The sequence below is a fragment of the Neisseria sp. P0008.S002 genome (genome assembly GCF_051962805.1).
Lineage (GTDB): Bacteria > Pseudomonadota > Gammaproteobacteria > Burkholderiales > Neisseriaceae > Neisseria > Neisseria perflava.
On sequence record NZ_JBQCUY010000004.1, the window covers coordinates 19850 to 45538 of the forward strand.

The 25689-nt window shown below is 48.2% G+C and carries 20 protein-coding genes; 6 read left to right on the forward strand and 14 right to left on the reverse strand.

What is annotated here, in order from left to right; translation table 11 throughout:
* Positions 1–38: 38 nt before the first annotated feature.
* The 3 genes from ACTHSA_RS05245 to ACTHSA_RS05255 all read right to left on the reverse strand — a co-directional run bounded on the left by ACTHSA_RS05245 (position 39) and on the right by ACTHSA_RS05255 (position 2733).
* Positions 39–467: a PTS sugar transporter subunit IIA gene (locus ACTHSA_RS05245; protein WP_004519097.1), complete on the reverse strand. Its 429-nt coding sequence runs from the start codon at positions 465–467 to the stop codon at positions 39–41.
* Positions 468–525: 58 nt separating this feature from the next.
* The gene (locus ACTHSA_RS05250; protein ID WP_440378826.1) at positions 526–1089 is read right to left on the reverse strand and encodes a hypoxanthine-guanine phosphoribosyltransferase; all 564 of its coding nucleotides are present in this window, start codon (positions 1087–1089) and stop codon (positions 526–528) included.
* A 114-nt stretch (positions 1090–1203) separates the two neighbouring features.
* Positions 1204–2733 (reverse strand): ABC transporter permease, encoded by a 1530-nt coding sequence (locus ACTHSA_RS05255; RefSeq protein WP_004519095.1) that lies wholly within the window; start codon positions 2731–2733, stop codon positions 1204–1206.
* Between the two features lie 233 nt (positions 2734–2966).
* Here ACTHSA_RS05255 and ACTHSA_RS05260 point away from each other — a divergent pair, with 233 nt between their 5' ends.
* Positions 2967–3500, forward strand: coding sequence for a cytochrome b (locus ACTHSA_RS05260; RefSeq protein ID WP_004519093.1), 534 nt, complete (start codon positions 2967–2969; stop codon positions 3498–3500).
* 157 nt (positions 3501–3657) lie between these two features.
* Positions 3658–4662 (forward strand): 4-hydroxythreonine-4-phosphate dehydrogenase PdxA, encoded by a 1005-nt coding sequence (gene pdxA / locus ACTHSA_RS05265; RefSeq protein WP_440367789.1) that lies wholly within the window; start codon positions 3658–3660, stop codon positions 4660–4662.
* A gap of 189 nt (positions 4663–4851) precedes the next feature.
* Here pdxA and ACTHSA_RS05270 read toward each other — a convergent pair whose 3' ends face one another.
* From ACTHSA_RS05270 to galE, 10 genes are all read right to left on the reverse strand, one after another.
* A complete protein-coding gene (locus ACTHSA_RS05270) occupies positions 4852–5847 on the reverse strand; it encodes a S49 family peptidase (RefSeq protein WP_049332939.1) in 996 nt (331 codons plus the stop codon).
* 54 nt (positions 5848–5901) lie between these two features.
* Positions 5902–6924 carry a lysozyme inhibitor LprI family protein gene (locus tag ACTHSA_RS05275; protein ID WP_440367791.1) on the reverse strand — a complete coding sequence of 341 codons (1023 nt, stop codon included), beginning with the start codon at positions 6922–6924 and terminating at the stop codon, positions 5902–5904.
* A gap of 105 nt (positions 6925–7029) precedes the next feature.
* Positions 7030–8244: a sodium/glutamate symporter gene (gltS, locus tag ACTHSA_RS05280; protein WP_440378827.1), complete on the reverse strand. Its 1215-nt coding sequence runs from the start codon at positions 8242–8244 to the stop codon at positions 7030–7032.
* Positions 8245–8461: 217 nt separating this feature from the next.
* Complete coding sequence (locus tag ACTHSA_RS05285) at positions 8462–9868, reverse strand: SEL1-like repeat protein (protein ID WP_440378828.1); 1407 nt, start codon at positions 9866–9868, stop codon at positions 8462–8464.
* A gap of 367 nt (positions 9869–10235) precedes the next feature.
* On the reverse strand, positions 10236–11495 hold the full coding sequence (locus tag ACTHSA_RS05290) for a capsule biosynthesis protein (protein WP_440368039.1): 1260 nt from the start codon (positions 11493–11495) through the stop codon (positions 10236–10238).
* Positions 11496–11631: 136 nt separating this feature from the next.
* The gene (locus ACTHSA_RS05295) at positions 11632–13746 is read right to left on the reverse strand and encodes a capsular polysaccharide biosynthesis protein (RefSeq protein ID WP_440378829.1); all 2115 of its coding nucleotides are present in this window, start codon (positions 13744–13746) and stop codon (positions 11632–11634) included.
* A gap of 25 nt (positions 13747–13771) precedes the next feature.
* Positions 13772–14311: a dTDP-4-dehydrorhamnose 3,5-epimerase gene (gene rfbC, locus ACTHSA_RS05300; RefSeq protein WP_440367175.1), complete on the reverse strand. Its 540-nt coding sequence runs from the start codon at positions 14309–14311 to the stop codon at positions 13772–13774.
* A 53-nt stretch (positions 14312–14364) separates the two neighbouring features.
* Positions 14365–15231 carry a glucose-1-phosphate thymidylyltransferase RfbA gene (gene rfbA, locus ACTHSA_RS05305; protein WP_070606309.1) on the reverse strand — a complete coding sequence of 289 codons (867 nt, stop codon included), beginning with the start codon at positions 15229–15231 and terminating at the stop codon, positions 14365–14367.
* 73 nt (positions 15232–15304) lie between these two features.
* Entirely contained in the window at positions 15305–16372 is a 1068-nt protein-coding gene (gene rffG / locus ACTHSA_RS05310) for a dTDP-glucose 4,6-dehydratase (protein ID WP_049335785.1), read from the reverse strand.
* A 116-nt stretch (positions 16373–16488) separates the two neighbouring features.
* Complete coding sequence (galE, locus tag ACTHSA_RS05315; protein ID WP_004519079.1) at positions 16489–17505, reverse strand: UDP-glucose 4-epimerase GalE; 1017 nt, start codon at positions 17503–17505, stop codon at positions 16489–16491.
* Positions 17506–17728: 223 nt separating this feature from the next.
* On the opposite strand from galE, the gene ACTHSA_RS05320 reads away from it, so the two are divergent.
* From ACTHSA_RS05320 to ACTHSA_RS05335, 4 genes are all read left to right on the forward strand, one after another.
* On the forward strand, positions 17729–17959 hold the full coding sequence (locus tag ACTHSA_RS05320) for an acyl carrier protein (RefSeq protein WP_003747973.1): 231 nt from the start codon (positions 17729–17731) through the stop codon (positions 17957–17959).
* Between the two features lie 3 nt (positions 17960–17962).
* Positions 17963–19402: an AMP-binding protein gene (locus ACTHSA_RS05325; protein WP_004519078.1), complete on the forward strand. Its 1440-nt coding sequence runs from the start codon at positions 17963–17965 to the stop codon at positions 19400–19402.
* Between the two features lies 1 nt (position 19403).
* A complete protein-coding gene (locus ACTHSA_RS05330) occupies positions 19404–20774 on the forward strand; it encodes an XcbB/CpsF family capsular polysaccharide biosynthesis protein (RefSeq protein WP_004519077.1) in 1371 nt (456 codons plus the stop codon).
* 85 nt (positions 20775–20859) lie between these two features.
* The gene (locus ACTHSA_RS05335) at positions 20860–21909 is read left to right on the forward strand and encodes an acyltransferase (RefSeq protein WP_004519076.1); all 1050 of its coding nucleotides are present in this window, start codon (positions 20860–20862) and stop codon (positions 21907–21909) included.
* Between the two features lie 72 nt (positions 21910–21981).
* On the opposite strand, the gene ACTHSA_RS05340 is transcribed toward ACTHSA_RS05335, so the two are convergent.
* Complete coding sequence (locus tag ACTHSA_RS05340) at positions 21982–25671, reverse strand: CDP-glycerol glycerophosphotransferase family protein (protein WP_070624946.1); 3690 nt, start codon at positions 25669–25671, stop codon at positions 21982–21984.
* Between the last annotated feature and the right edge of the window lie 18 nt (positions 25672–25689).

Below are 25689 nucleotides of genomic sequence, written 5' to 3' on the forward strand. Positions count from 1 at the left end.
AAATGTAATGTTCGTAAAGTGAATGTTTTCAGACGGCCTTAGCCGTGTTCTTTGCACATCAGGTCTTCAGGTGCGGATGTAATGGCGAAAATGCCCCGGATGGCGGCTTCTTTGACGGTTTCGGTGAAGTCGGAGAGGTTTTCGGCTTGTGATGAGTATTGGATGGCTTTAATCATCATCGGGGCGTTGAGGCCGGTCAGGATGGCGGATTTGTTTTCGCGCACCAGCCGACGTGCGGCGTTGCATGGGGTTGCGCCGAAGATGTCGGTCATGATCAGCACGCCGCGGTTGTTGGGAAATTCCTGCAACGCGGCGATGGCGTTGTTGATGATGTCATTTTGATCCTCATCGGGCTGTACGCCGAGGATGTGGAGATTTTCGGGGAAGCCGTTGGGAAAGAAATGGTCGGCCAAACCGCGATAGGCTTCACCTATGGTTTCATGTGTAATGATTAACAAACCTATCATGATGTGTTCCTATTATTGGGGTTGAGGCCGTCTGAAGATTTTTCAGACGGCCTTTGTTTTATTTATTGTTTAAGGCGTAGATTTCGCCGAGGTTGCGCCAGCAGCCGGCGGCATCCATGCCGTAGCCGAAGACGTAGCGGTTGGGTACGTCCAAGCCGACATAATCGGCTTTGGTCGGTTTTTCTTTGTCGATCAGTTTGTTGGCAAACACGGCCGCACGGCAGCTTGCTGCGCCCATTTCCAACAGTTTTTCCTGAATGGCGGCCATGGTGTGGCCTTCGTCCAGAATGTCGTCCAAAACGACTACATGACGGCCTTTGATTTGCTCGGGGTCGGGCATGCGTTTCCAGTTGAACGCGCCGCCTGCGAGTTTGTCGCCGTAGCGGGAAACGTGGACGTAGTCAAAGTCCAGAGGGAAGCGCAACAGCGGCAGCAGCTGTCCTGTAAACACCACTGCGCCACCCATGACAGGCAGCAGCATGGGGTATTTGTTAGCCAAGTCGCGGGTGATGTCGTCGGCAACTTTTTGCAAGGCCGCGCGGCATTGTTCTTGGTCAAACAGCAAGTCGGCATTGTCCAGCATGGCTTGGGTTTCAAGGCGTTTGGTTTCTAAGTCGGTCATGATAGGTCGTGTTGAGTGCGGTTAAAAACAAATTATATAGCGGATTCAATCAATTTTCGATATAAGGCGCGGCAATAGTGTAGTGAAAGTGAAGGGAATTTGAGCCGACCACGTTCAGACGGCCTTTTGCCCTTCCGCTTCGTCCACCAGCAAAAATGCCGTCAAAGCCAAAGCGGTCAATACCGCCGTCAACACCATCGCCCGTCCGTAATTGTCCGCACCGGCGCGTCCGAGATAATCGTAAATCAAAGTGGTCAGCGTCTGCCATTCGGGGCGCGATAGGAACAATGTGGCCGCAAATTCGCCGATACACGTTGCCGAAGCCAAAGTCAGACCGCGTCGCAAAGCCGGTTTCAATAAAGGCGCGGTGACATAACAGGCCGTCTGAAAACCGTTTGCGCCCATAGTACGAGCCGCCGCCGCGTAATCTTTGGGCAAACTGTCCCACGCAGCCAATACATCTTTGGCCACAAACGGATACGCCAACAGCGCGTAAGTCGCCGTCAGCAGCCACAGCGAAGCCGTCCACTGCGGATAGAGCAACAATACGCCGAACGCGATGCACACGGGCGACACCATAAACGGCAAAAACATCAGCGCGCGCAACCACGCCATTTGCCGTGCCGCCGCCGCATACAGCACGCCCAATATCGTTGCCGCCGCCACCGCTGCTGCCGAGAAACGGACGGTGTTCCACACTGCCGCCCACGTTTGCGCTTCCAGCAAGACTGCCCACGAAGAGCCTGCCGATACCGCCTTGAGCCACACAGCCGCCAAAGGCAGCAGGCAGCATACTGCCAACATGGCCAATACCGTTGCTGTCAGCCATTTTTCCCAAGCCCATATCGGCGCACGCGGAGGCAAAGGCGAGACCGACTTATCCACCGCCACGCGCTTGCTCCAATACGCATACAAACCTCCTGCCGCCGCCGTAACCGCCAGCACCAGCCACACCAGCACCGACGCACGCGCCATGTCCAACTCGTACGCCACCAGCCGGTAGATTTCCACTTCCACCGTTGCAAAACGTTCGCCGCCGAGCAGTAAGGCCAGTCCGAAGCCTGAAAAACAATATAAAAATACCAGGCACACGCCACCGGCAACCCACGCGCGCACCACCGGCCATTCGACCCAGACAAACCGCCGCCACGCGTCCGCGCCCAAAGATTGTGCCGACAGTAACCGCGCCTGCGGCACACGCACAAATCCCTGATACGCCGAGCGCACCAAAACCGGCAGGTTGAAAAACACATTGCCGTAAATCAGCAGCCACGGCGTATCCTGCCAACCTGCCGCCAGCATACCGTGTGCGCCAAACAAGGCCAGCACGCCCATGCCCGCCACCAAAGTCGGCATCACAAAAGGCAGCATCAGTAGGCGCAAAACCGTGCGTCGTCCGGCAAAGTCCATCCGCGCCAGCACCCACGCCGCAGGCACGCCCAAAGCCGTGACTAAGACGCAGGTCAAAACCGCCTGCGCCACTGTCCAGCCCAAGCGCAGGCGCATATAGTCATCAGCCACCACTTCCGCCCAAGCGCCTTCGCCGTCGTAAAACGCCAGCGACAGCAAAGGCGCGGCCACCATGACCGCTAAGAAACCCAAAGACAGAAGCAACAGCGCAAACCGCCGAATCCAAACCTGCATCGATGCGTACCCGAGAATAAAAACGCCTATTTTAGCCCGAGTTCGGCATAGAAGGTGGTATTCCTGCCCTTGTTTTCAGACGGCCCGGGCAGCCTGACGGATAAAACCGCCGTTTCTTCAAATTTTCCAAACATTTACGAAATCTCTTCAAAAAGGCAACATAATTGGTTGGGCATTTTTGTTGCAATGCCGCCGATTCAAAAAACCAAACAAATCAAAAACAAGGAAACATTATGACCACTACAACACGCCCACAAACCTACGATGCCGTCGCGCGCGCGTTGCACTGGCTGACCGTACTCGGTTTCATCGGCATTCTCTCCACCATTACCGTTTGGACCATCTACGATGGCGAAGAATGGGTCAAATCGCTCTTCGGCGTGCATAAATCCATCGGTTTCATCACGCTGCTGGTGATTGCCGTGCGCATTGTTTGGGCTTTGCTCAATGCGTCCAAACGTCCTGCCGCCGACAGCTTTGCCGCCAAAGCAGGCCACCTTGCCCTTTACGTCCTCATGCTTGCCGTTCCCGTTATCGGCATGATCCGCCAATACGGCGGCGGCCGCGGCCCGTTGAAAGTATTTGGTGTCGAAGTGATGCAGGGTTCGCCTGAGAAAATCGAATGGATGTCCAACCTCGGCAATATGGCGCACGGCAAACTTGGCTGGCTGCTCTTCGCGCTGGTCGCCGGCCACATTGCCATGGTTGTCGTCCATCGCATTCAAGGCCACGATGTTTTGTACCGCATGATTGGCCGCCGTTCTTAAGTGTAAAACGGTAAACAGCCAAGGCCGTCTGAAAACAGTTTGACCAAGCAAAAACTGTTTTCAGACGGCCTTTTTGTATTTGTGTTAATCTGCAAAAGTAGGGCAGGCATTTTGCCTGGCTGTTGTCCAAATACTGTAAACCGTACTGAGAAACACCATGACTGCTCCCATTCTCGCTATCACGTCCGGCGAACCGGCCGGCATCGGCCCCGACATCTGCCTCGATTTGGCTTTCGCCGACCTTCCTTGCCGCCCCGTTGTTTTGTGCGACAAAAACCTGTTGGCGCAAAGGGCCGAACAGCTCGGCAAATCCGTCATCTTGCGCGACTTTCAAGCCCAAGCGGCTGATCTGTTGCCCAAAGGCGAACTCGAAGTCCTGCATATTCCTTTAGATGCCGAGTGTCGGGCGGGCGAACTCAATCCTGCCAATGCCGCGTATGTGCTCCGACTGCTGGATACGGCGTATCAAGGCATTTCAGACGGCCTGTTTGCCGGTATGGTGACCGCGCCGCTGCATAAAGGCATCATCAACGATGCCCACGCAGGCAACGGCTTTTTCAGCGGCCATACCGAATACCTCGCCGAAAAAAGCCATACCGAACAAGTCGTCATGATGTTGACCGGCGGCGGCCTGCGTGTGGCATTGGTGACCACTCATCTGCCGCTGAAAGATATTTCCGCCGCCATCACGAAGCCTTTAATCGAGTCGGTTGTCCGCATTCTTGAACACGACCTGCGCCATAAGTTCGGCATAGCCAAACCGGTCATCCTCGTTACCGGCCTCAACCCCCACGCGGGCGAAGGCGGCCATTTGGGACACGAAGAAATCGACACCATTATTCCGGCGCTTCATGCCCTGCAGGCCGAAGGCATAGACGCGCGCGGCCCTTATCCGGCCGATACCGTGTTCCAACCCTTCCTGCTCAAAGATGTCGATGCCGTCCTCGCTATGTATCACGACCAAGGGCTGCCGGTGCTCAAATATGCCGGTTTCGGCGAAGGCGTGAATATCACTCTCGGCCTGCCCTTTATCCGCACTTCTGTCGATCACGGCACGGCCTTGAACTTGGCAGGCACGGGCAAAGCCGATTCCGGCAGCCTGATTACCGCCGTTCAAGCCGCGCTGGACATGGCGCACAATATGCAGAAACAGGCCGTCTGAAATATGGAGGTTTAATCGTTTGCAGGCGTAATGTGTTCCCATAAAAGCATCATCAGGGATATTTGCCTGTTGGTTTATGAAGCCGATAAATGTTCGGACAATAATCAGCGTTTTATTTGAAAAACGATATAAAAAAGGCCGTCTGAAGCCCCATGATTTGGGTTTCAGACGGCCTTTTGGTTTTTTGGTTTACCAAATTTCAGACAAAGTTTCTTTGACTTTGGCCTTCACTTCCGCTCCGAAGCGGCGGCTGAGCATTTTGCTGAAATCGTCTTGCGGCGTGTAGTTGACCAGCTCGGGGGCTTTGACAACATCGCGGGCGACGCTGTAAATGCTGCCGAAGTCGTCAATCAGGCCGACCTGTTTGGCTTCTTTGCCGGTGTAGATGCGTCCGCTGAAAACGTCGGGATACTGTTTGTCTTTCAACCTTGCGCCGCGGCCGAGTTTGACGGCTTTGATGAATTCTTGGTGGATATCGCCCAACATGGTTTCCCAAATTTGGGTTTGTGCCGGTGTTTCAGGCGTGAAAGGGTCGCCCATGCCTTTGTTGCTGCCGGCGGTTTTCAGACGGCGTTTGACACCGGCTTTGTCCATCAGGCCGGTAAAGTCGAAACCGCCGCCGATCACGCCGATGCTGCCGACAATGCTGGAAGGGTCGGCGTAAATTTTGTCGGCTGCGGCGGCAATGTAGTAGCAGCCGGAAGCGCACATGTCTTCGGCAACGAGGTAAACAGGGATGTCTTTGTGTTCGGCTTTGAGGCGGCGAACTTCATTAAAGGCCGTGTTGGACACAACAGGCGAACCGCCAGGACTGTTGGCGCGGATGATGATGGCTTTGGCGTTGCCGTTTTCGTAGGCGGCTTCCATGCTGTCGCGCAGGATTTGGACTTGGTCGTCGATGTCGTTGCCGATTTCGCCGGTCAGGTCGATAACGGCGGTGTGTTCGCTGCGGGCTTGGATGCTCGTGGTTTTTCCTTCTTCTTCTGCGAGGCCGAAGATCAGGCTGAGAAAGATGAGGACGGCGACGCCGCGCCAGATATTGCGCCAAATGCGGGCGCGGCGCTGTTCTTGGTAGGCGGCGAGGAGGACTTCGCGCAGGGTGTTGCGTTCCCAGTTGTCGACAGGGGTGGAGGCTGAAGATGGTGTGTTTTGGGCGTCGCCTTCACGGTGGATTCGGTATTGCATGATGTGATGTGCTTTCTTGTAGGCCGTCTGAATGTTCAGACGGCCTTATCGGTTTTAGTTGATGGAATAGCCGCGCAGGTATTGCGTACGTTCGCGGGTCATACGGGTTTCACACTGCAGGCGCAGGTATTCTGCTTGCGCAGCGCTGTCTGCGGACGCGGCGGCTTGTTGGCAGTTGAGTTTTTTACTTTGAATCCAGGCGCGTTGTTCGCCGAGGATTTGTTGTTTGACATCGCTGTCCATGCCGCCCCATAGGTCATTGATCTCGCCGTCTGCCTGACGGTTTTGCGCACGCGCGTTGTCGAGTTCGCTTTGGCTGAGACCGGGCGGTTCGTTGCGCGGAGTTTCACGGTCAGGGCGCAGGACTTCGTAGTCTGAATTATCGTCATCATCGGTCAAGCCGACGGCTTGGCTGGCGGCGTTGTTTTCGAGGATGTCTTGCGGATTGACAGTCGGCGGCTCTTCTGTGTTTTGGTTTTGCAGCAGCTTGATGGCCTGCTCTTTGGATACTGGTTTGCCGTCTATCATGACGATGCTTTTCACGCCGTAGGGCAGCAGGGTGGCGGAAAGGGTTTGGGCTGTGGTGCTCAGGGTGTTGTCTTCGAGAACCAGTTTGCCGTCTTTGTCAGGGGTGTAGAGCAGAGTGGTGCTGAACGTGTTGTTTTCAAAAGTCAGGTTGCTGCCCATCAGTTTTTGTTCGAGCATGTCGGACAACGGGGTATTGCCGTAAATCAGTGGGCTGTTGTCTATGGCCGTTTTGAGGATGGTGTCGGGAATGCGGATTTTGAGGTTGGCGCGGCAGATGGCTTTGCCGTTGTCTTCGGTTTCTTTGGGGTCTTCAAGCAGGGTTTCTAATTCGAGGCCGGCGGCGATAATTTTGTCGGCATCGATGAATTGGCGGTTGTCATTGCGGGCGAAGGAGCGCGCTTGTTGTTTGAGGGTGTCTTCGATGGTGGTACGGATGTTTTGCAGTGTGGCCGGTTGGGCGCAATCAAGCGCGGCTTTCGGCTCTTCTTTGCTGCATGCGGCAAGAAGAATCGTGCTTAAAATCAATACGGAAGCAGTTTTTTTGTACATGGGTACTCCTGAAGATGACGGCCTTTCAGACGGCCTGACGTGCCTATCATAACAAAAGCACTTGCAGCAAGTAAATGCGGCAAGTGCTTTTCTATGTCAGATGTATCAGCCTTTGATGACGCTGACAAAGCCGGAGAGGATGGCGGCGTTGAGCAAGTCAACGAAGAACGCACCGACCATAGGTACAATCAAGAAGGCTTTGTGAGACGGGCCGAAAGTTTGGGTAATGGACTGCATGTTGGCAACGGCAGTCGGGGTGGCACCCAAACCGAAGCCGCAGTGACCGGCCGCCAATACGGCAGCGTCGTAATCGCGACCCATGAAGACGTAGGTAACGAAAGTGGCGTACAGAATCATCACGACGGTTTGTACGGCCAAGATGATGGTCACAGGGCCTGCCAGACCGGTCAATTCCCACAGTTTCAGGTTCAGAAGAGCCATAGACAGGAAGAGTGACAGGGAGGCGTTACCGAATACGTCGATGGCACGGTCAAACATATTGACTTTGAAGGCGGCAGTCAGGACGTTGCGGATGACCACGCCTGCAAACAGACACCATACGAATTTAGGCAAGTCGAAGAAGGCTTTGTCGTAGCTGTCCACGATTTCGGCAAAAGCCAAACATGCGGCAAACATCGCGAGCGTTTCGACAGCGGAGTCAGCCGTAATCAGGCGAGTGCGCTGTGCTTGTTCGAAGATGTCATCAGTAGCATCGTTGTCGTCGGATTTGGCAGTTTTGACGATAGGTTTACGGCCCATTTTGTTGATCAGACGGCGTGCAACAGGACCACCGATCAAACCGCCGAATACCAGGCCGAATGTTGCAGAAGCCATACCTAAGCCGGTTGCGCCGGTCAGGCCGAATTTGCTTTCAAAGTCAGGACCCCATGCACCGGCGGTACCGTGACCACCGGTCAGGGTAATCGAACCGGTAATCAGGCCAATCAGCGGATCCAAGCCCAATGCGCTCGCCAAGCCGACACCGACAAAGTTTTGGACGATGATAAATGCGCCCACCACGGCGGTAAAGATAACCAAAGGCAAACCGCCCGCTTTCAAACGGGAGAAGTCGGCGCTCAAACCGATGGATGTAAAGAAGATGAGCATGAACGCATCTTGCAGCGGTTTTTCAAATTTGAAGCTGACGCCGTAGGCTTCGTGCAGGGCGAACAGGACGATAGCGGCAACCAAACCGCCGGCGACCGGCTCGGGAATATTGAAGTCTCGTAAGAATTTGATTTTTTGAACCAGAAATTTACCAACCAGCAACACGAGCGTGGCGGCAATCAGTGTGTAATAACTGTTGAATTCCCATTCCATGTTGTTTCACCTCCTAGAAATGTTTTTCCGAGCATCCGTTTTTGTTCCGGATGTAGTGTGTTTCAACGCTTGGCGTTATCCGCCGAGTGTCATGGTATTGATGCGCGGACAAGGCGTTTTCAGAAAGAAATGAAAACAATGACGTGTCCGTGAAAAATAACTGGCAAATATTAGGGGAATAGTTAAAGATTGTCAAAAAATGCGAGTGTAAATATTTTCAGACGGCCTTTTGTCCGATGGTATGGTGCACTTCGTGGCGCCATTGTTCTAATAGGGATGTTAATGATTCGGCCGAAGTGTGGCCGTTGCTGATGGCGGCCTGCAGCCAGTAGCAGGCGGTCGGAACATGGCAGCTTACACCTTGTCCGTGATAGTAAAAACAGGCGAGGTGGTATTGGGCGGAAGGGTGGTTTTGTTCGGCAGCGATGGCGTACCAGTGGGCGGCCGCCCGAGGGTCTTGTGCCGTACCGAGGCCGTAATGGTAGATGCGGCCTAAGGCTGCCGCCGCATTTTTATGATGGAACTCGGCCGCTTCCATGTAATTTTTGCGCGCGGCATTATAGTCGACAGGACGGCCAATGGCGTGGGCTTGTGCTTCTGCCAAACGGTAGATAGTCTCGGTTTGTTGCTGTTGCAGGGCGGCTGTTTTGATTTGTTCGTATTGTTGCGGATGGTACAGCGCGGCGTCGCTGATGAGTTTTTGTGCGGCAGCGGCAGAACCCAGCGCGGCAGCCCGGTGGTAGTAATCATGAGCGATATGGTTGTCGGCTTTTATGCCGAGGCCGTAGCGGTAGAGGTCGCCCATGATTTTTAGGGCTTCGGGATGGTCTTTCTCGGCGGCGGCTTTGGCATAGCGCGCCGCTTGAAACGGATCGCGTTCGGAAAGTTCGCCGGTTAGGGCATATTGGGCCAGCTTGGCCTGTGCTTCCGCGTGTTCCTTATCGGCGGCACGACGATACCATTCCAAGGCTTCGGGTCGGCCTTTGGCGGCAAGAAGGTCGGCCAGCAGGGTTTGTGCGGCGATGTGGCCGGCTTGAGCGGCTTGTTCGAGATATTGTTTGGCTTGTGCGTGGTCAGGGCTGATGCCTGTGCCGTAAAAGTAGATTTGACCGAGTTGCCAGCAGGCGGCAGTTACGCCGAGTGCGGCCGCTTTTTCGTATTGTTCGATGGCTGTTTCAACGTCGCCTTGGCGTTGATGATGGCGTGCCAGATGGTAATACGCAGGCGCAGCATATCGGGCAGCGGCAAGCTCCGCCCAGTAGAGGGATTGTGGATCATTGCGCTGTGCGTGGTAACGCATGAGGATTAATTGGGCTTCGGGGTGACCTTGCTCACCCAGCCAGGCGTATTCGTTAAGAAGCTGTCCGGTCGGGGTGCCGTTGTGTTCGCGTTGTTGCAGCAGGGTAAAGAGTGCCTTGGGATGGCGTTGGGCCGCGGCGGCTTCCAACCATGAAAGTGCCTGCTCCGGTTGGCCGTTTTGCAGCAGATGGTTGCCCAATGCGAAAGCAGCTTCCGCATAACCCTGCTCTGCCGCCTGTTGCAGCAGGGGCAGGGCTTGGGCGGTATTGGATTGTTCCAAAAGGGCGGCGGCTTGCCGGTAGAGGATATCAGGAGCGGCGGTCATGGTTTGCGGGCGGATATAAAGTGGAAGACGGATGCTGCGGCATATGGGCGGCGATACCGGTTGAGGGCTTTGTAAAAATATTGCTCGGCGCAGTTTTGCAGAGTGTATTGCCTTGCTGGCGTATCTTTAGGATGCTTGGCTTGTTATATTGTTTTGCCTAGGGACATCCATATTTTGTGCGTTACAAAGGGCTCAGGTTGAGTCGGTATGCGCTCATGACAGCTCGGCCATTATACTGTTTTTGTAATTTATTGTTAATGATAAATGCAGGTTTTTGTGTTTTATTTACATGGCAGTAGCAAAGGTATTGATTGTTTCAGGCCGTCTGAAATATTTTTCAGACGGCCTGAACTTTTCCTTCACTAAGTCAGGTTGCTGGTGTAGAAGAGTCGGAGGTGTTTTTGTTGGGGAAAAACACCTGACTGTAGAAATTACCGTTAATTTGGGTCACGTTGAGGTGGTACATACGGTAGGCATGGAACAGCTCTTTGTCAGGCGGTGTCGGATGATTCCAAAATTCTGCCAAGGTATTTTGGTCAGTTATGCCGGGAATGTCGTAATGGGCGCGGCCGAGGACTTTGACAGGCATGTTGTGGATCAATCCGGACAGGCCGCTGGTGCTGTTGATGGTAACCATACCAAGGCCGTGACGCAGGAAAACGGGCAGGGGGACATCATGGACGTAAGTGATACGGCCTTTGAGTTTGGGGTGTTTTTTGATAAAGCGTTTAATGTCGCGCCAGTAGTCGATAAAGCCGCGGTCCATCGGATGATGCTTGATGATGAGGTTGGTATCGGCAGGCGCGTGTGCGGCAAAGGAGGCCAAAACATGGAGCAGGAAGCTGCGGACGCTGGAAAAGTCGCAATGGATGCGGACTTGGCTGTCGTTGAATACCTGCAAGGGAACAATAAAAAACTTGCCGTATTTGCCCGCCTCCACGCGTTTGGCGATTTGGATGTCTTCAATATAGTAGTTCAAACGCTTGAGGATGGAGATCGACCACAGTTTGAGGTAATGGCCGGCATTGGATGCGCGGTGGTGGATGTAGTTCGGGTACTTGTTCGGATTGCGGAACAATTCGATATAGTAACGGACGGCGTTTTTGGCCATGGGCGTAAACCCGCCGCGTACCGGTGTCGGCGCTTTGTATTCTTGCTGGGCCAGCTTGGGAAATTGTTCCAAAAAAAAGTCGGCACAGCGCGGCAACGGGGAGAATGCGTTGACGCCGTCTTTTTCTAAGGTGATGTAGTAGGGACGGAAATAGCCTTCTTCAAATGCCCAGAAACTGGCTTGGTTTTCGTTTGCAATGCGTTTGGCCAGGAGATGGTAGGGACGTGTGTCGCCAAAGCAGACAACGGCCTGGATGTGATGTTGAACGATGTATTCTTGCAAAAATTCAGGAAAGGCATCGTAGCTGTCGTTAAAAGCAACGGTATGCGCTTGAGTAGGCGGATAAAAATAGTCGTCGCCTGCATTAAAGTTGAATTTATGTACGGTTTTGCCGTTTTCAGTCAGCCAATTGGCAAGGCGCAGAAAAAAATCGCCGACAGGACCTTGAAGCAGCAGGATGTTTTCTGCGCTTTCAAGCAGGCTTTGCAGGTTGTTTTTGAGGACGGTCTGTTTCATGTCGCAATGTGGTTTTGTTTTTTATGTAATAGTTTTAGGTTGAACTTTTAAGCATACGCCAAGAGAATTAACGATGCAAAAGCAATGATGCCTCAATAGAGGTAAGTTTATGATATATCGTTAATTTAGATAGTATTTATTTGAAAGATCGATATAGTTGTTTGATTTTACCTAATTTTTTAGCAAAGTACCCGCGATGTAATCCGTTGTTGTTTTTTTGCATATTTTTTTGTCGTATCAGGATTTGGGCTGCAGTTTCCGCATTGATGGCCTGATGGGTTTCGGGGTGGATGTAGTCGGGGTAGTGGATGAGCGTGCCGGCAATCAGCTGCCAAAGCTCAAGCCTGCGGTTGCGGCGCGGAATGGGGAGCAGATCTTGGGTAAGCCCCCAACCTGCATAGAAAGGAAGGCCGTAGCAGCTGACTTTTTTGCCGCGCAACAAGGCTTCAAAACCGGTCAGCGAAGTCATGGTATGAACTTCGTCTGCGTATTGGAGACAGGTCAGGATATCGGCTTGTTCGGCGGTTTGGTCGGCATATTGTGCAGCATCTTCAGGGGAAATATGGCCGATGCGGTTACAGCTGACTACATCGGGATGCGGTTTGTAGATGATATAGGCATCGGGATTGCGTTCGCGTACGGTACGGAGCAGATCCAGATTGCGATAGATTTGGGGTGAACCATAGCGGATAGACGCGTCATCTTCAACCTGGCCGGGAACGAGGATCACGGTTTTGTCGGTTGATGGGGCGGTAAAGTCTGAGTTGCCGACGTTGTATTTGCTGATGTGGTTTTCGGTCAGCATTTTTTGCAGTTTCAAGGCTGTCTGAAAGTCTTGATCGTCGAAGTTTTGGTTTTGCAGGATGTGTTCAAGACGGGACGGGGTTTCGGCGTTGAAATAAATGCCCATATCGTCGGTAACGAGCGACAGTGGTGGGACTAAATTAGAACCAAGCCCGACCGAGCGGATAAAGCCGTCTTCCATGCGCAGCAGGGGGATGTTGTGTTGTTCGGCAAAACGGACGATGGCCTCTTTGCCGTTGCCCCAAGCAAGGATGCGTGCATCGTTGGATAGTTTGACCCCTGCCAGTTTTTGTGTGGAGGCGATAAATTTCAGACGGCATGAGGGTACGTTAAAGAAAGGTTTGGCAACCGCGCGTTTCCACAAAGACATGCCGACGCAATATAACTCACCACGCAATTTGTCGTTTTTGCGTTTGACCGTCGCCAGATAGTCGATAACATCAAAGAGGCTGCCTGCTTCGCCGGTATTGGGATTGAGGTAGCGGCTGTATTGCAGATAGGCTGCGGCAAAGAGCTGCAGCAAGTTGCGGGGGGCGCGGCGTTGGGTTTGAACAAGGCTGTCGATTTGTGGGTGGCGGTCGTCGCTTACACCCCATCCGGCATACCACGGCAGGCCGAAAGTGGTCAGCGGTTTGCCGCATAAAAGCGCCTCAAAACCCATTTGCGAGGTAACGCAATAAACTTTATCGATGTTTTGCAACAAAGAAATCGGATTGATGTCTTCTGCCAAAAGATGGACGCGGTGTTGCTGCGCCAGTTGGGTCAGATAGCCTTGTTTTTTGCCGCACAAAACATCGGGATGGGTTTTGACCCAGATATCGGCTTGTGGGTTTTCATTTAAGGCCGTCTGAAACATCAGTTCAAACGTAGAGGCGTCTGCGCCGCCATACTGGATGGCCATATCGCCGAAGGTTTGATCAATGATGAGGACGGTTTCAGACTTAGATGGGGAGCGCAAAGGATGATCGTCTGAAAGTTCGGGCGCGTGGTTGTATTTGGACAGATGGTGTTGCAGGATGAAATCCATCGCCTGTTGCGCCTGAGCCAAGGTTGCAGACGGCATGGTATCAGCAGCGAGAATCAGTTGTTCCAAACGCGAAGGACGTGTGGTGTCGTAGTAGATGCCGATGTCGTCATAGACGATGGAGTAGGGCGGATAGCCGGCGACGCCCAGGCCGAGCGAACGTAAAAAACCGTCTTCCAATGCAATAAAGGGAAGCTGGTGTTCAGCGGCGAAAGCACGCGCTTTATGTGTCGTCGGGCGCAAACCCCAGCCGACAACAGCCTCTGCTCCTTTTCCGTCTTTGCAGATATGAAATTCAGGCAATAGGATGGAAAGATGGGGGATTTTGCGGATGCCGCGAGAGGGGATGTAGGCGTTTTTCACAATGCGTTTTCGTCGATTATTGTTATTAATGGATTGTAGGCCGTCTGAAAAGAGGAACATTCTTTCAGACGGCCCGAATTATTTTTTAAAACGTGACGGCTTCGGCCAATACTTTGCCTGCCAAGTCTTTAGGCGACAGGTTCGGCTCGCCTTGCAACGGCCAGTCAATGCCGACGGTCGGATCATTCCAAATCAGCGAGTGTTCGGCTTTGGGATTGTAATAATCCGTGCATTTATAGACGAACTCGGCTTCGTCGCTCAGTACATAGAAACCGTGTGCGAAACCTTCGGGTACCCACAGTTGGCGTTTGTTTTCTGCGGACAGGATCTCGCCTACCCATTTGCCGAAAGTGGGGGAGCCTTTACGCATATCGACGGCTACGTCGAATACTTCGCCGACAACCACGCGTACGAGTTTGCCTTGTGTGTTTTCAGTTTGATAGTGCAGGCCGCGCAATACGCCTTTGCTGGATTTGGAATGGTTTTCCTGCACGAAGGTGCGGTCGCAGACTTGGGTCTTGAACCACTCGTCGCGGAAGGTTTCCATAAAAAAGCCGCGCGCGTCGCCGAAGACTTGCGGCTCAAGCAGTTTTACGTCAGGAATGGCGGTATCAATGATGTTCATCGTTTTATCTTTCATCTAAAGGCCGTCTGAAAAGTTTCAGACGGCCTCAAACATTATTTTTTCAACAGGCGCAGCAAATATTGGCCGTATTGGTTTTTCGCCATCGGGCGCGCCAGCTCTTCCAGTTTTTCATCGGAAAGCCAACCGTTGCGCCAAGCAATTTCTTCCAGGCAGGCGATTTGCAGGTCTTGGATGTTTTGCACGGTTTGGACGAAAGAAGCGGCTTCGTGCAGGCTCTCGTGGGTGCCGGTGTCCAACCATGCGAAACCGCGTCCCAAAAGTTGTACCGACAATGAACCGTCTTCCAAATACATTTGGTTGAGGTCGGAAATTTCCAATTCGCCGCGGGTGGACGGTTTGATTTGTTTGGCGAACTCGACGACGCGTTGGTCGTAGAAGTACAAGCCGGTTACCGCCCAATCGGATTTGGGCTGTTGCGGTTTCTCTTCGATAGACAGGGCGTTGAAGTTTTCGTCAAATTCAACCACGCCGAAACGCTCGGGGTCTTTGACTTGATAGCCGAATACGGTTGCGCCGTGGGTCTTGGCGGCGGCCTGTTTCAATGTTTGCGTAAACGATTGGCCGTAGAAAATATTGTCGCCCAAAACCAAGCAAACATTGTCGTTGCCGATAAATTCTTCGCCGATGATAAATGCCTGTGCCAAGCCGTCCGGACTGGGTTGCACGGCATAGCTGATGGAAATGCCGAAATCGCTGCCGTCGCCGAGCAGGCGTTTGAAAGAGGCGTTGTCTTCGGGCGTGGTGATTACCAAAATATCGCGGATTCCTGCCAGCATCAATACGGACAGGGGATAGTAAATCATGGGCTTGTCGTACACGGGCAGCAGTTGTTTGGATACGCCGCGTGTGATGGGATAGAGGCGTGTGCCGCTGCCTCCGGCGAGGATGATGCCTTTCATGGGTTTTCTCCTGAGTAGTGTGTGTTTGCATGATTTTCAGACGGCCTAATATGGGAATAGGCCGTCTGAAAACTTATTTTCCGGTGCCTAAACGCTCTAAACGGTAGCTGCCGTTCAATACGTTTTGCCACCAGGTTTTGTTGTCCAAATACCATTGCACTGTTTTGCGGATGCCGGATTCGAATGTTTCTTGAGGTTTCCAGCCCAGCTCCCTGCCGATTTTGGCAGCGTCGATGGCATAGCGTACGTCATGGCCGGGACGGTCTTGTACGAAAGTAATCAAATCTTCATAACGTGCCACGCCGGCCGGTTTTTCAGGAACAAGCTCTTCCAGCAGGGTACAGATGGTTTTGACGACTTCAATATTGGCTTTTTCATTGTGGCCGCCGATATTGTAGGTCTCGCCGACAACACCTTCGGTAACAACCTGATACAGCGCGCGCGCGTGGTCTTCGACAAACAGCCAGTCGCGGATTTGCATACCGTCGCCGTAAACGGGCAGCGGTTTGCCGTCAAGCGCGTTCAGAATCATCAAAGGAATGAGTTTTTCCGGAAAATGGTAAGGGCCGTAGTTGTTGGAACAGTTGGTTACGATGGTCGGCAAACCGTAAGTACGCAGCCATGCACGGACGAGGTGGTCGCTGGACGCTTTAGAAGCAGAGTAGGGGCTGGACGGCGCGTATGGCGTGGTCTCGGTAAACAAATCGTCTGTGCCGTGCAAATCGCCATAGACTTCATCGGTAGAAATATGGTGAAAACGGAAGGCTTCGCGCTTTTCAGACGGCATTTGTTGCCAGTAGGCGCGGGCTGCTTCAAGCAGATTGAATGTACCGACGATATTGGTTTGGATAAATTCGCCTGCCGAATCGATAGAGCGGTCGACATGGCTTTCCGCAGCCAAGTGCATCACGGCATCAGGCTGGTGTTGTGCGAATACGCGGTCGAGTTCGGCGCGGTCGCAAATATCCACTTGTTCAAAAGCATAGCGAGGATTATTGGCTACCTCAGTCAAAGATTCCAAATTGCCGGCATAAGTCAGCTTATCGACATTGACGACAGAGTCTTGGGTGTTTTGGATAATATGACGGACAACGGCAGAACCGATAAAGCCCGCGCCGCCGGTAACAAGGATTTTTTTCATAAGTTTCAGAGGATAGTCAAAATAATATAAACGGATTATAGCAGACAGAAAGTGTGTTTTTCAGATAAAGAGGCCGTCTGAAAACATCTCTTTCAGACGGCCTGTATCAGGTCAACTTAATCGTCGTAGCCATTTGGATTGTTGCTGACCCAACGCCATGAGTCTTCCATCATCTGCGCCAAATCGCGTTTGGTTTCCCAACCGGTCTGCGCTTTGGTGTAGGCGGGATCGGCGTAGAAACAGGCCAAATCGCCATCACGACGCGGTTTGATTTGGAACGGAATGGTCAAACCGGAGGCTGCCTCAAAGGCACGGATGATTTCCAATACCGAATAAGCACGTCCCGAACCCAAATTAAACAGGTGTACACCCGAAACATCGCTTTTCGCCTGCATTGCCGCCACATGGCCTTCCGCCAAATCCATCACATGGATATAGTCGCGCATACCCGTACCGTCTGGGGTAGGATAGTCATCGCCGAAAACCGACAATTGCGGCAGCTTGCCTGAAGCCACTTGGCAGATATAAGGCAGCAGATTGTTTGGGATACCGTTTGGCTGCTCGCCGATCAAACCGCTTTCATGCGCACCGATAGGGTTGAAATAGCGCAACAAAATCACGCTCCAACGCGGATCGGCCTTTTGGATATCCGTCAAAATGCGCTCCACCATAGACTTAGACGTGCCGTAAGGGCTGGTCGTATCCCCCGGTTGCATATCTTCCGTATAAGGTACTTTACCCGGATCGCCGTAAACCGTAGCAGATGAGCTGAACGCAATCTTAAATACGCCGGCACGCGCCATTTCTTCAGCCAAAACCAAACTGCCCGACACATTGTTGTCATAGTATTTCATTGGTTTGGCCACGCTTTCACCGACTGCCTTCAAGCCGGCAAAATGGATGACAGCATCAATATCGTGTTCCGCAAAGATTTGACGCAACACTTCACGATTACGGATATCCCCTTGGTAAAAAGGCACAGACTTGCCGGTAATCTTTTCCAAGCGCGGGAGGATGTTGGCAGACGAATTGCACAAATTGTCCAAAATCACGGCATTAAAGCCTGATTTCAACAGGGAAACAACGGTATGAGAACCGATAAAACCGGTACCGCCGGTGATAAGAATAGTCATTGGTTTTCCTTAATTAAAATTGTGTTTGGAAGTCGTGAAATCGGTTGGCTGAAAATACAAACACGCTTTCAGATGGCCTGGTGTAAGTGTTGTCAAAGAGGGATTGCTTTATTTGGATATTGTATATTTAGTTACCTGAAAAGTAAAAAAATATGGGATAATCACAGTGTTATGCACAGAGTGCAAAGCGTTATCATTTCAATTTTAATAAAAGGATCTTACCATGTCAGTATCTAACGAAGTTTTGGCGTTGATTTCACAAGTTGCACAAAAACAAGTGTCAGCAAATGAAGAATTGTTGTCTACAGGACTTATTGATTCTGTGAGCGCAATGGATTTGGTTATGGCCATCAAACAAAAATTTGATGTTGATTTGCCGTTTGAGCAACTGGTTGATATTTTGGCAAACTCAGCCAATATCATTCAATATGTTGAAAATAATTACAAAGGCTAAATCATGAAACAATTAAATGAATTCCAAAATCTTGATGATTTTTTGGAATACCGTTTCAGCCAAACTTCGGGAAAAGCGTTAGTTAATGATACTCAAGAATGTTCTTGGGAAGAGTTGCGCGTAAAAATAGCCGCATTTATCGAGGCTTACAAAAGCATAGCAGATATTACCAAAAACATTCCTCTGGTGTTGCACGGCCATAAAGAAATTGATTTTGCAGTGGCAATTTATGCCTGCTTATTAAACAAAATCCCTTTTATTCCGGTGGATAGTATTTATCCTGAAAGCCGTCTGAACAATATCTGCCAACTGTCGAAAGCACGCTTTGTATACCGTTCGGCAACGCAAACTTTTGAAAAGCAGACTGACGAAGAAGTAGAGCTGGCTGAAAAAGATTTGGCTTACATCATGTTTACTTCAGGAACAACCGGCGCACCTAAGGGTGTGCAAATCGGTCGTGAAGCCGTGTTTAACCTGATGAAATGGATGAAAGAGCAGCTTAATTTAGCCGCACCTAATGTATTCATGAATCAGGCTCCGTTTGCGTTTGATTTGTCAATGTACGAAATCTTTGGCAACTTGGCTTACGGCGGTTGCATTGTCATGAACAGTCGTGATGCTATTTCTAATCCTGCCACCTGGATTGATTTTTTGGCCAAACAACAAATTACTACCTGGGTTTCCACGCCTTCTTTTGCCATGCAGCAGCTGCTTAACCCTAAATGTAGTCAAGCTACTTTACCGAGTTTGAAAGAATTTTTGTTCTGCGGCGAAAAACTTGGCAAACCAGTAGTAAATATGATTTTTCAAAAATTTCCCGGTGTCCGTGTTATCAATACCTATGGTCCGACTGAAGCTACTGTAGCAACAACTTACGTTGATATTACACCTGATATGCTGGCGGCAGAAGAAGAGTTGCCTGTAGGCGTTGCCGTGCTTAATTCCAAATTAGAGATTGTTGACGAAGAGATTTGGATTAGCGGTAACCATGTGATGCGTGGCTATCTGAACAACGAAACTGAAAATGCTAAACGCTTGGTAGTACACAGTGCAGATAACCGTACTTATAAAACAGGTGACTACGGTTTTGAAAAAAATGGATTGTTCTATGTACAAGGCCGTAAAGACGAGCAGATTAAGCTCAATGGCTACCGTATCGAACTTTCAGAAATTGAAGAAAAAATCCTTAACCTTAAGGAATTTGCCTTTGATAATGTGGCAGTAGTGGCTTTGAAACGCAACACAGGCGCAGTATTGCGTTTGGTGTGTTTCTATACAGCCAAGCAAAGTGCAGATACTCAGGCGATCAAAGACGCATTAGTACAAAATTTACCGTCTTACATGATGCCGTCTGAATTTATTCACATTGATGAAATTCCAGTCAGCACCAACCACAAAACCGACAAAAAAGCATTGTTGGAAAAATATCAGCAGGGTTTATAAAATGGATTTATATCAAATTCAGCAAAACATCTTACGAAAAGCCAAGATTGATCCTCAAAAGGTTAACGCTTGGATTTATAACAATCAAAGTATAGTGTTTGATTTTCTGTTGAACGACTATTTTGTCAGCGTCAGTTATACGGCAGTAGGACAAACCTTTAACTTTATTGAGCGTAATAAGAGCAAAATTTCTAAGATTTCCGGCTTCCATAAATTTCTGAAATATATTTCAGAAATTTATGGAAGTTACCCACAATCGGTTAATCAAGAAAAGACAGTATTGTCTTTTAAATTTGCTGAAACCGATTGGGCAAAAATCGAGGATAAATTTAGTGAGATTTTAGAAGTCACTTCCATTTATCTTGGCAGCGAATTATGCTACATCCTGAATGTTGAAAAAAATAAGGGCATTAATTTAGCCGAGTACTTGGATAAGCCGGAAGTTGAATACATTGGTGTTAAAGGCGACAGTAATGAGTTTTTCCTAAGCTATGCTCGGAATCATGGTCTAAGTGATTATGTTTATGAGCTAAATAATAGAGGCTTTTTAGCTGTTGAACACAAAATGGGTGTAAGTGTGTTCCGTCGCGTGAACAAGCACAGTTATAAAGATCTTTTGGCTTATTTCCCAGACTCTTTCCATGAGTTGGAAAATGTCATTTATACTGTTGAAGCACCGAAAGTATTGAGTGCCAACAAGAAAAACCTATTGGTGTTGTTCTCTTATACCAATAAGAGTAATGAGAATATGGTTGACCGTTATTATAGCCACCCATTTCCATTTATCAGCAACAGCATTATGCCAAATACTTACATCATCCGTATGGCTGATGTATCAGACGCGTTTGGCAGTCACGGGTTGAATACAAAGTTTGATGAAAATATCGAAGACAATATCCAGCGTTTCATTAAGAGCCTGATGAATATTTATGGCGTAGATAAGAAAAACGTAGTCATTTGCGGTGCATCATCAGGCGGTACAGGAGCGGTATATCACGGCTTAATTGGTGGGTACAAAACCTTTGCAATCGACCCATTTTTGGGCAATCATAAATACTATGGTGGCAAAGATCCATTGTATCTGCATTCTATCCGTACGCCGATTTTGGAGACTTTCAAAAAGCTACCAGATGTAATTGATCATAACCTTGAAAATCAAGTGGTCATTTCATCGGCTAAAGTATCAGAGTTTTATCCGGATATTAAAGAGCTGAAAGAAGCATTGCCTACAGTTGTATTATGTGAGTTTGACTTTGAAAAAATTCAAAAGCACATAGATTTTTCAGGCAACACAGTATTCTTGTCCAATACCATTATCAATAATTTGCTGTTGGACATCCATATTACTGATTCGGACATTAATCTGAACTAAATGCGAAGTAAATAGACAGTAAGTTTAAAATTTACTGTCTATTTTTTTAATATTTGAACCATATTTATCATGTTTGGGGAATGTAATGGTAGATAAAACGGCTGAAGAATTTCAGCAAGAAATTCTTAAAAATATCAAATTAAAAAATACGTCTGTTGATATTTATTATCAGCAGAATGTGTACTGCAATTTCAAATCTGACCGTGAAACACCATTTTCTGTCAGCTTAAATTTAGATTGGCAGAAGATTTTCCTGTTTTATCGTAATAAAAGTGAGATAGATAATATCGGAGAAATGTTTCCAAACTTCAGCTTATCTAAGCAGGATGGGGATAATGTATACATTTATGATGTCAGTACTTTGGATTTTGCCCAAACCTGTGCGGTCTTTATCAAATTGGCCGAGCGTGCGGAACAATATTTTTCTGAACGGCCAGTAGTTAACAGCCGCAAAAAAGAGGTGATGTCAGGTAATTATATCGACACCTCCGGAAATAAAATTACTGCACCTGATAATCTGCGAAACTGTCATTTCCAATTTCTAGGAGGAGGTGGGAATGAAGTTGTTATCCACCCTAATGCAAACTTGCGTAATGTATTTTTGGAATTTTTGGGCAAGGACAGCAAAGTCTATATTGGAGAAAATGTTTCTATGCAAGGCCAATGGTGTTTGGGAGTAGGCTGTACGATTAACATCGGCAGTAAAACTACCAGTACCAATCCGGTTTATATTACTGTTGCCGAACATACAACCTTGTCCATTGGTGAAGATTGTATGTTTGCCACTAATAATCAAATCCGTACTGATGATGCACACCCGATTTATGATGTTCATACTGGCAAACGTTTAAATGTTTCTAAAGACGTTACCATTGGAGACAGAGTGTGGGTAGCCTATGGCGCAACAATTTGGGGTGGTACAAAGATTGGTAGCGGTAGTATTGTTGGTGCATTTTCGGTAGTGAAAAAACATTTTCCTAATAACTGCGTTATTGCAGGCGTGCCGGCTAAAGTCATACGCAAAGATGTATTTTGGGAACGCAATAATGTTTTATATACAGATATAGATGAAGGTAAGGATTTGGCAGAAATGAATCATGTCACCTATATCAATTCAACAGTAGAACTTGATTAGTACATCTAACTAGTAAAGGCCGTCTGAAAACATAAAAGTTTTCAGACGGCCTTTTTTAAGATAAGACAGAGATTACTCTAAACAAGCCAATTGTTTTTTCAGACACTCAGCCTGTAATACCTTGTCACCTTTAGCTTCGGCTATTTCAGCTGCCAGTTTCCAATATGCTGCTGTGTCTTGTAGAGAGAGACTGTCAAAATAACGTTGTGCTGCTTGATGGTTTTTCAGACGGCATAAAGCAGTTGTATAAAGATACATCGTTTCCGGTGAGGTTTGTGCAAAATCAGCCAATATTTTGGTGACAGACTCCCAATCTTGGTTTTGGGCAAGTTTTTCAGCTTCATACAAGGCCAAAGACGGATTCTCAGGATATTTTTGGCGCAGTTGAGCCAATAGATATCCTTCGCCGTCAGTGTTGCCGGTAGCGTACATTTTTTTCAGATAATCGACTGTTAAATCTTCAGGAATTAAGAGCAGATTTTCTTCAAAGGCACGGTTAAGCTGGGTAAATAGTTTTTCAGAATCACCGCGTAATTTTGCCAGTCTTGCAATCGCGATACGGCAACTTGGATCATTCTGAGTATGGTTTTCAAAAGCAACCAAAAACTGATGCGCGCCTTGTAAGTTACCAAGTTTCATGCAGAGGTAAGAAGCCAATAGCTCGGGTTTGAGATAGCCTTTTTCACGATCGTCCAAGCTATCAATATACGTTTTCAGTAAAGCCAATGCTACAAAATAATTCTGCTCCGATAGTTTTTGTGCTACGGCTAACAAAGGTTGATATGAGTCGGGTAAGTCTGTACCTATCCGGGCAAACAGTTTTTCAGACGGCCTTTTTGCTTGATGAAACGAGGCTGCAAGTAATGCGATAAGTAAATCATTTTGCGTTCCTATATGCTCGTTTTCAGCAAAAAATTCCGCCCCTTTAACGGCATTACCGATATATAAGTCCATTTTTGCATGCCAGTAACCTGCGGTATCGGGATAATTAGGTAACAGGTTTTGCAAAGTATCAAACTGTTTGCTCTCAAATAAAGCGTTCAGATAACGATGGCGATAATCAGCTGTTTCTTCCGCATTCAGACGGCCTGTATCAAGTAGAGTTTGGATACGGCTTGCAGCTAAGTCCCATACCTGATGATTGTCTGCTTGCTCAATCATATTGATTAAAATCGGCAGATTGTCAGCGGTTTCGGCATGGTCAAGAGCAGTAATAGCTTGATACACACGTTCGCAGTTGCCACCTTCCTGGAAGGGGAAAGTATCGCGGATGCGAGCAAGATATTCGGGTTTGGCATGTCCTGATTTTAAAATGTTTTCTAATTCAGTCAGCGTTTCATGCTGATTGATGGTAATAGGGCCAAATCCGTCAGTTTCGTAAGAGAAATAGCCTTTTTGATAGGTGTGTGTACCAGAGAAAAAGGCTTCTTTATCAAATTGATAGTAAATAATTGCCTTATTCAGATAGGCCATGTCAAATGCTACTGATGAGTAGTCGGTAATCAATACGGCGCAACGTCCGAAAAGATTTTGAATACTTTCAGTTTCACGCAGTCCACTCCAGATTTTTATATAGGTAGGGACATTCATTACTTCCAAATAGGGCTCGATATTTGGGTGTGGTGCAAAAATTACTTCGTAGCCGTAGGTTTCTACCATTTCCTTCAGGCGCTGGTCGTGAAGCAGAGCCTGCCAGTAACGGGCATAGTCAGTTTCCATAAAAGCACTGTTGAGCGTACGAGTATTGCTACCTGTACCGATATTTTGACCGACAATGTTATTGCGCCAAGTTGGCATAATCAGGATCTTGCGACTGTCGGGCTTATTTTTTGATAGTAAGGAGTCGTAGCGTGGAAATCCAGTTAGTGCTACTTCTTTTTCGGTCAGCTTGTAGGTATTGAAGTCAGCCTTAATCGAGCGACTTTCTGGCTCAGTAGTGGTAATGAAACAGTGTAGGTTTTGTTTGCTATTTGTCCATGCAGAAAGATTGTCTTTGGTTACTCCGTGCTGAAGAAAGACAAATTTTTTGCTGTGTTCGTATAAATCCCCAAAATAATTGTTGATGTGTTTTTCCAAATGACTGGAAATGATTTTTTCAGCTTTACGCAAATGTCGTTCATATTCACTACCGCCGAATTCTACAAGTTTGAAGCCTTCTTGTTCGAGACGGCTCCAGTCTGGGGCAGTTTTGTTGAGTACGAAATAGCAAGTTTGTTCAGGGTGGTTCTGCATCATATAACGATAAAAATGCTCAGCGTTGTCGTCAGCTTTAGTTTCCCTATCCATTAAAAGCCAGCTGCCGTCTGAAAGGTATTTTTCAGACGGCGTAAATAAACCGATAAGTTCATTTAATGCGATGCCGTGCATAAAGGTTTTACCTTTAATTGAAATTCGCATTGCTTTTTTGTTAAGTAGAATATTAATTTTGGCGTTGTCTACAACATCACCATAGGGAACCCATAAACGTTTTTCGTAAACAAATAATTGTTCATTTAGCTTATTGACCACGCTTTTTGCATAGACAGGAATAAGATCACGCCCATCGGCTTGCACAGAATATGGCTGGTCAAAATAGGTAAAATAGCTGATAAGGAACTGTTTGCGTTCACGATCGATGTTTTCAATATAGGCGATTTGGAATGGAGGCTCGCTCTGTTTGAACATTCCAAGCATACCAACTTTATGGAATAGCCATACTCCCGCTAAGCCAAATTCCATAATATTTTTTTGATCAATATAATTAAAAACCTGCTGCATTAGATCATAAAAATGTGATTTTTGTTTGGTATCCAACAAATCTAGACGTTCAGGTCTATTAAGCAATTGTTGGATATACCAAGCCATATCATATAATGCGGTTTTTTGTATTGAGGAGGGTACATGCCCTAAGCGGTTTTTATAGTTTTGAAGCATAGGCAAGAAGCCATACTCAAAAACATTAGAAAACTTTTCTACTTTTTGCCAAGAAGTATCTAAAGTGGATGTGCCACTTTCACGTTTGCGATAGAAATAGACGGCATCTCTGTCAAACACAGCTTTTGCGTCCTGCAAATCTAATAAATAGTCTGCAATAAATTTGCCATCTTCAAAGTTTGGCTTAACATTGTGGTTAAACACCAAATTCTGTTTTTTAATATGGCTGACTCTGAAAAAGGTTGAGGCAGCAGACATATTGATAAATTTATCGAGCTTAGCAACATCAATAACGTGGGTTTTGTTAAAACGGAATCTTAGAGGATGACTGTCTTTAATGATATTTTGATTTTCAAAGAAAAACTTCATGTTAGTAGCTACGGTTACTGCCGACGGATGTTGGCTAATTTGAGTATCTACTGATTTGAAGTAGTCAGGGTGAAGATAATCGTCAGGGTCCGTAAATACTACCCATTCAGTTTGTGTATGTTGTAAACCCAGATTGCGTGCCGAGGCCTGGCCGCCATTTTCTTTGTAAAAATAATGGATATTTTGGGGAAACTTGGCTTGCCATCGTTTGATGATTTCTGCCGAATGGTCGGTCGACCCATCATCTACTAGAATGATTTGAATGTGTTTTTTGAAATTCAAGCTTTGTTTGACAATACTGTCAAAGTATTCATCAAGGTATTTTTCGACGTTATAAACAGCTGAAACGATTGTAAATTGATTATTACCTTCGTATTTTAAGGGAAGGTATTTTTTGAGTTTCATTACGCGTTTGGCGTACATGTCGCGGAAAAAGAGTTTAGGGTCTCGTAAGAGCTTCCGAAATTTTTTATTGTTCATTTTTTTGACCTTTTATTT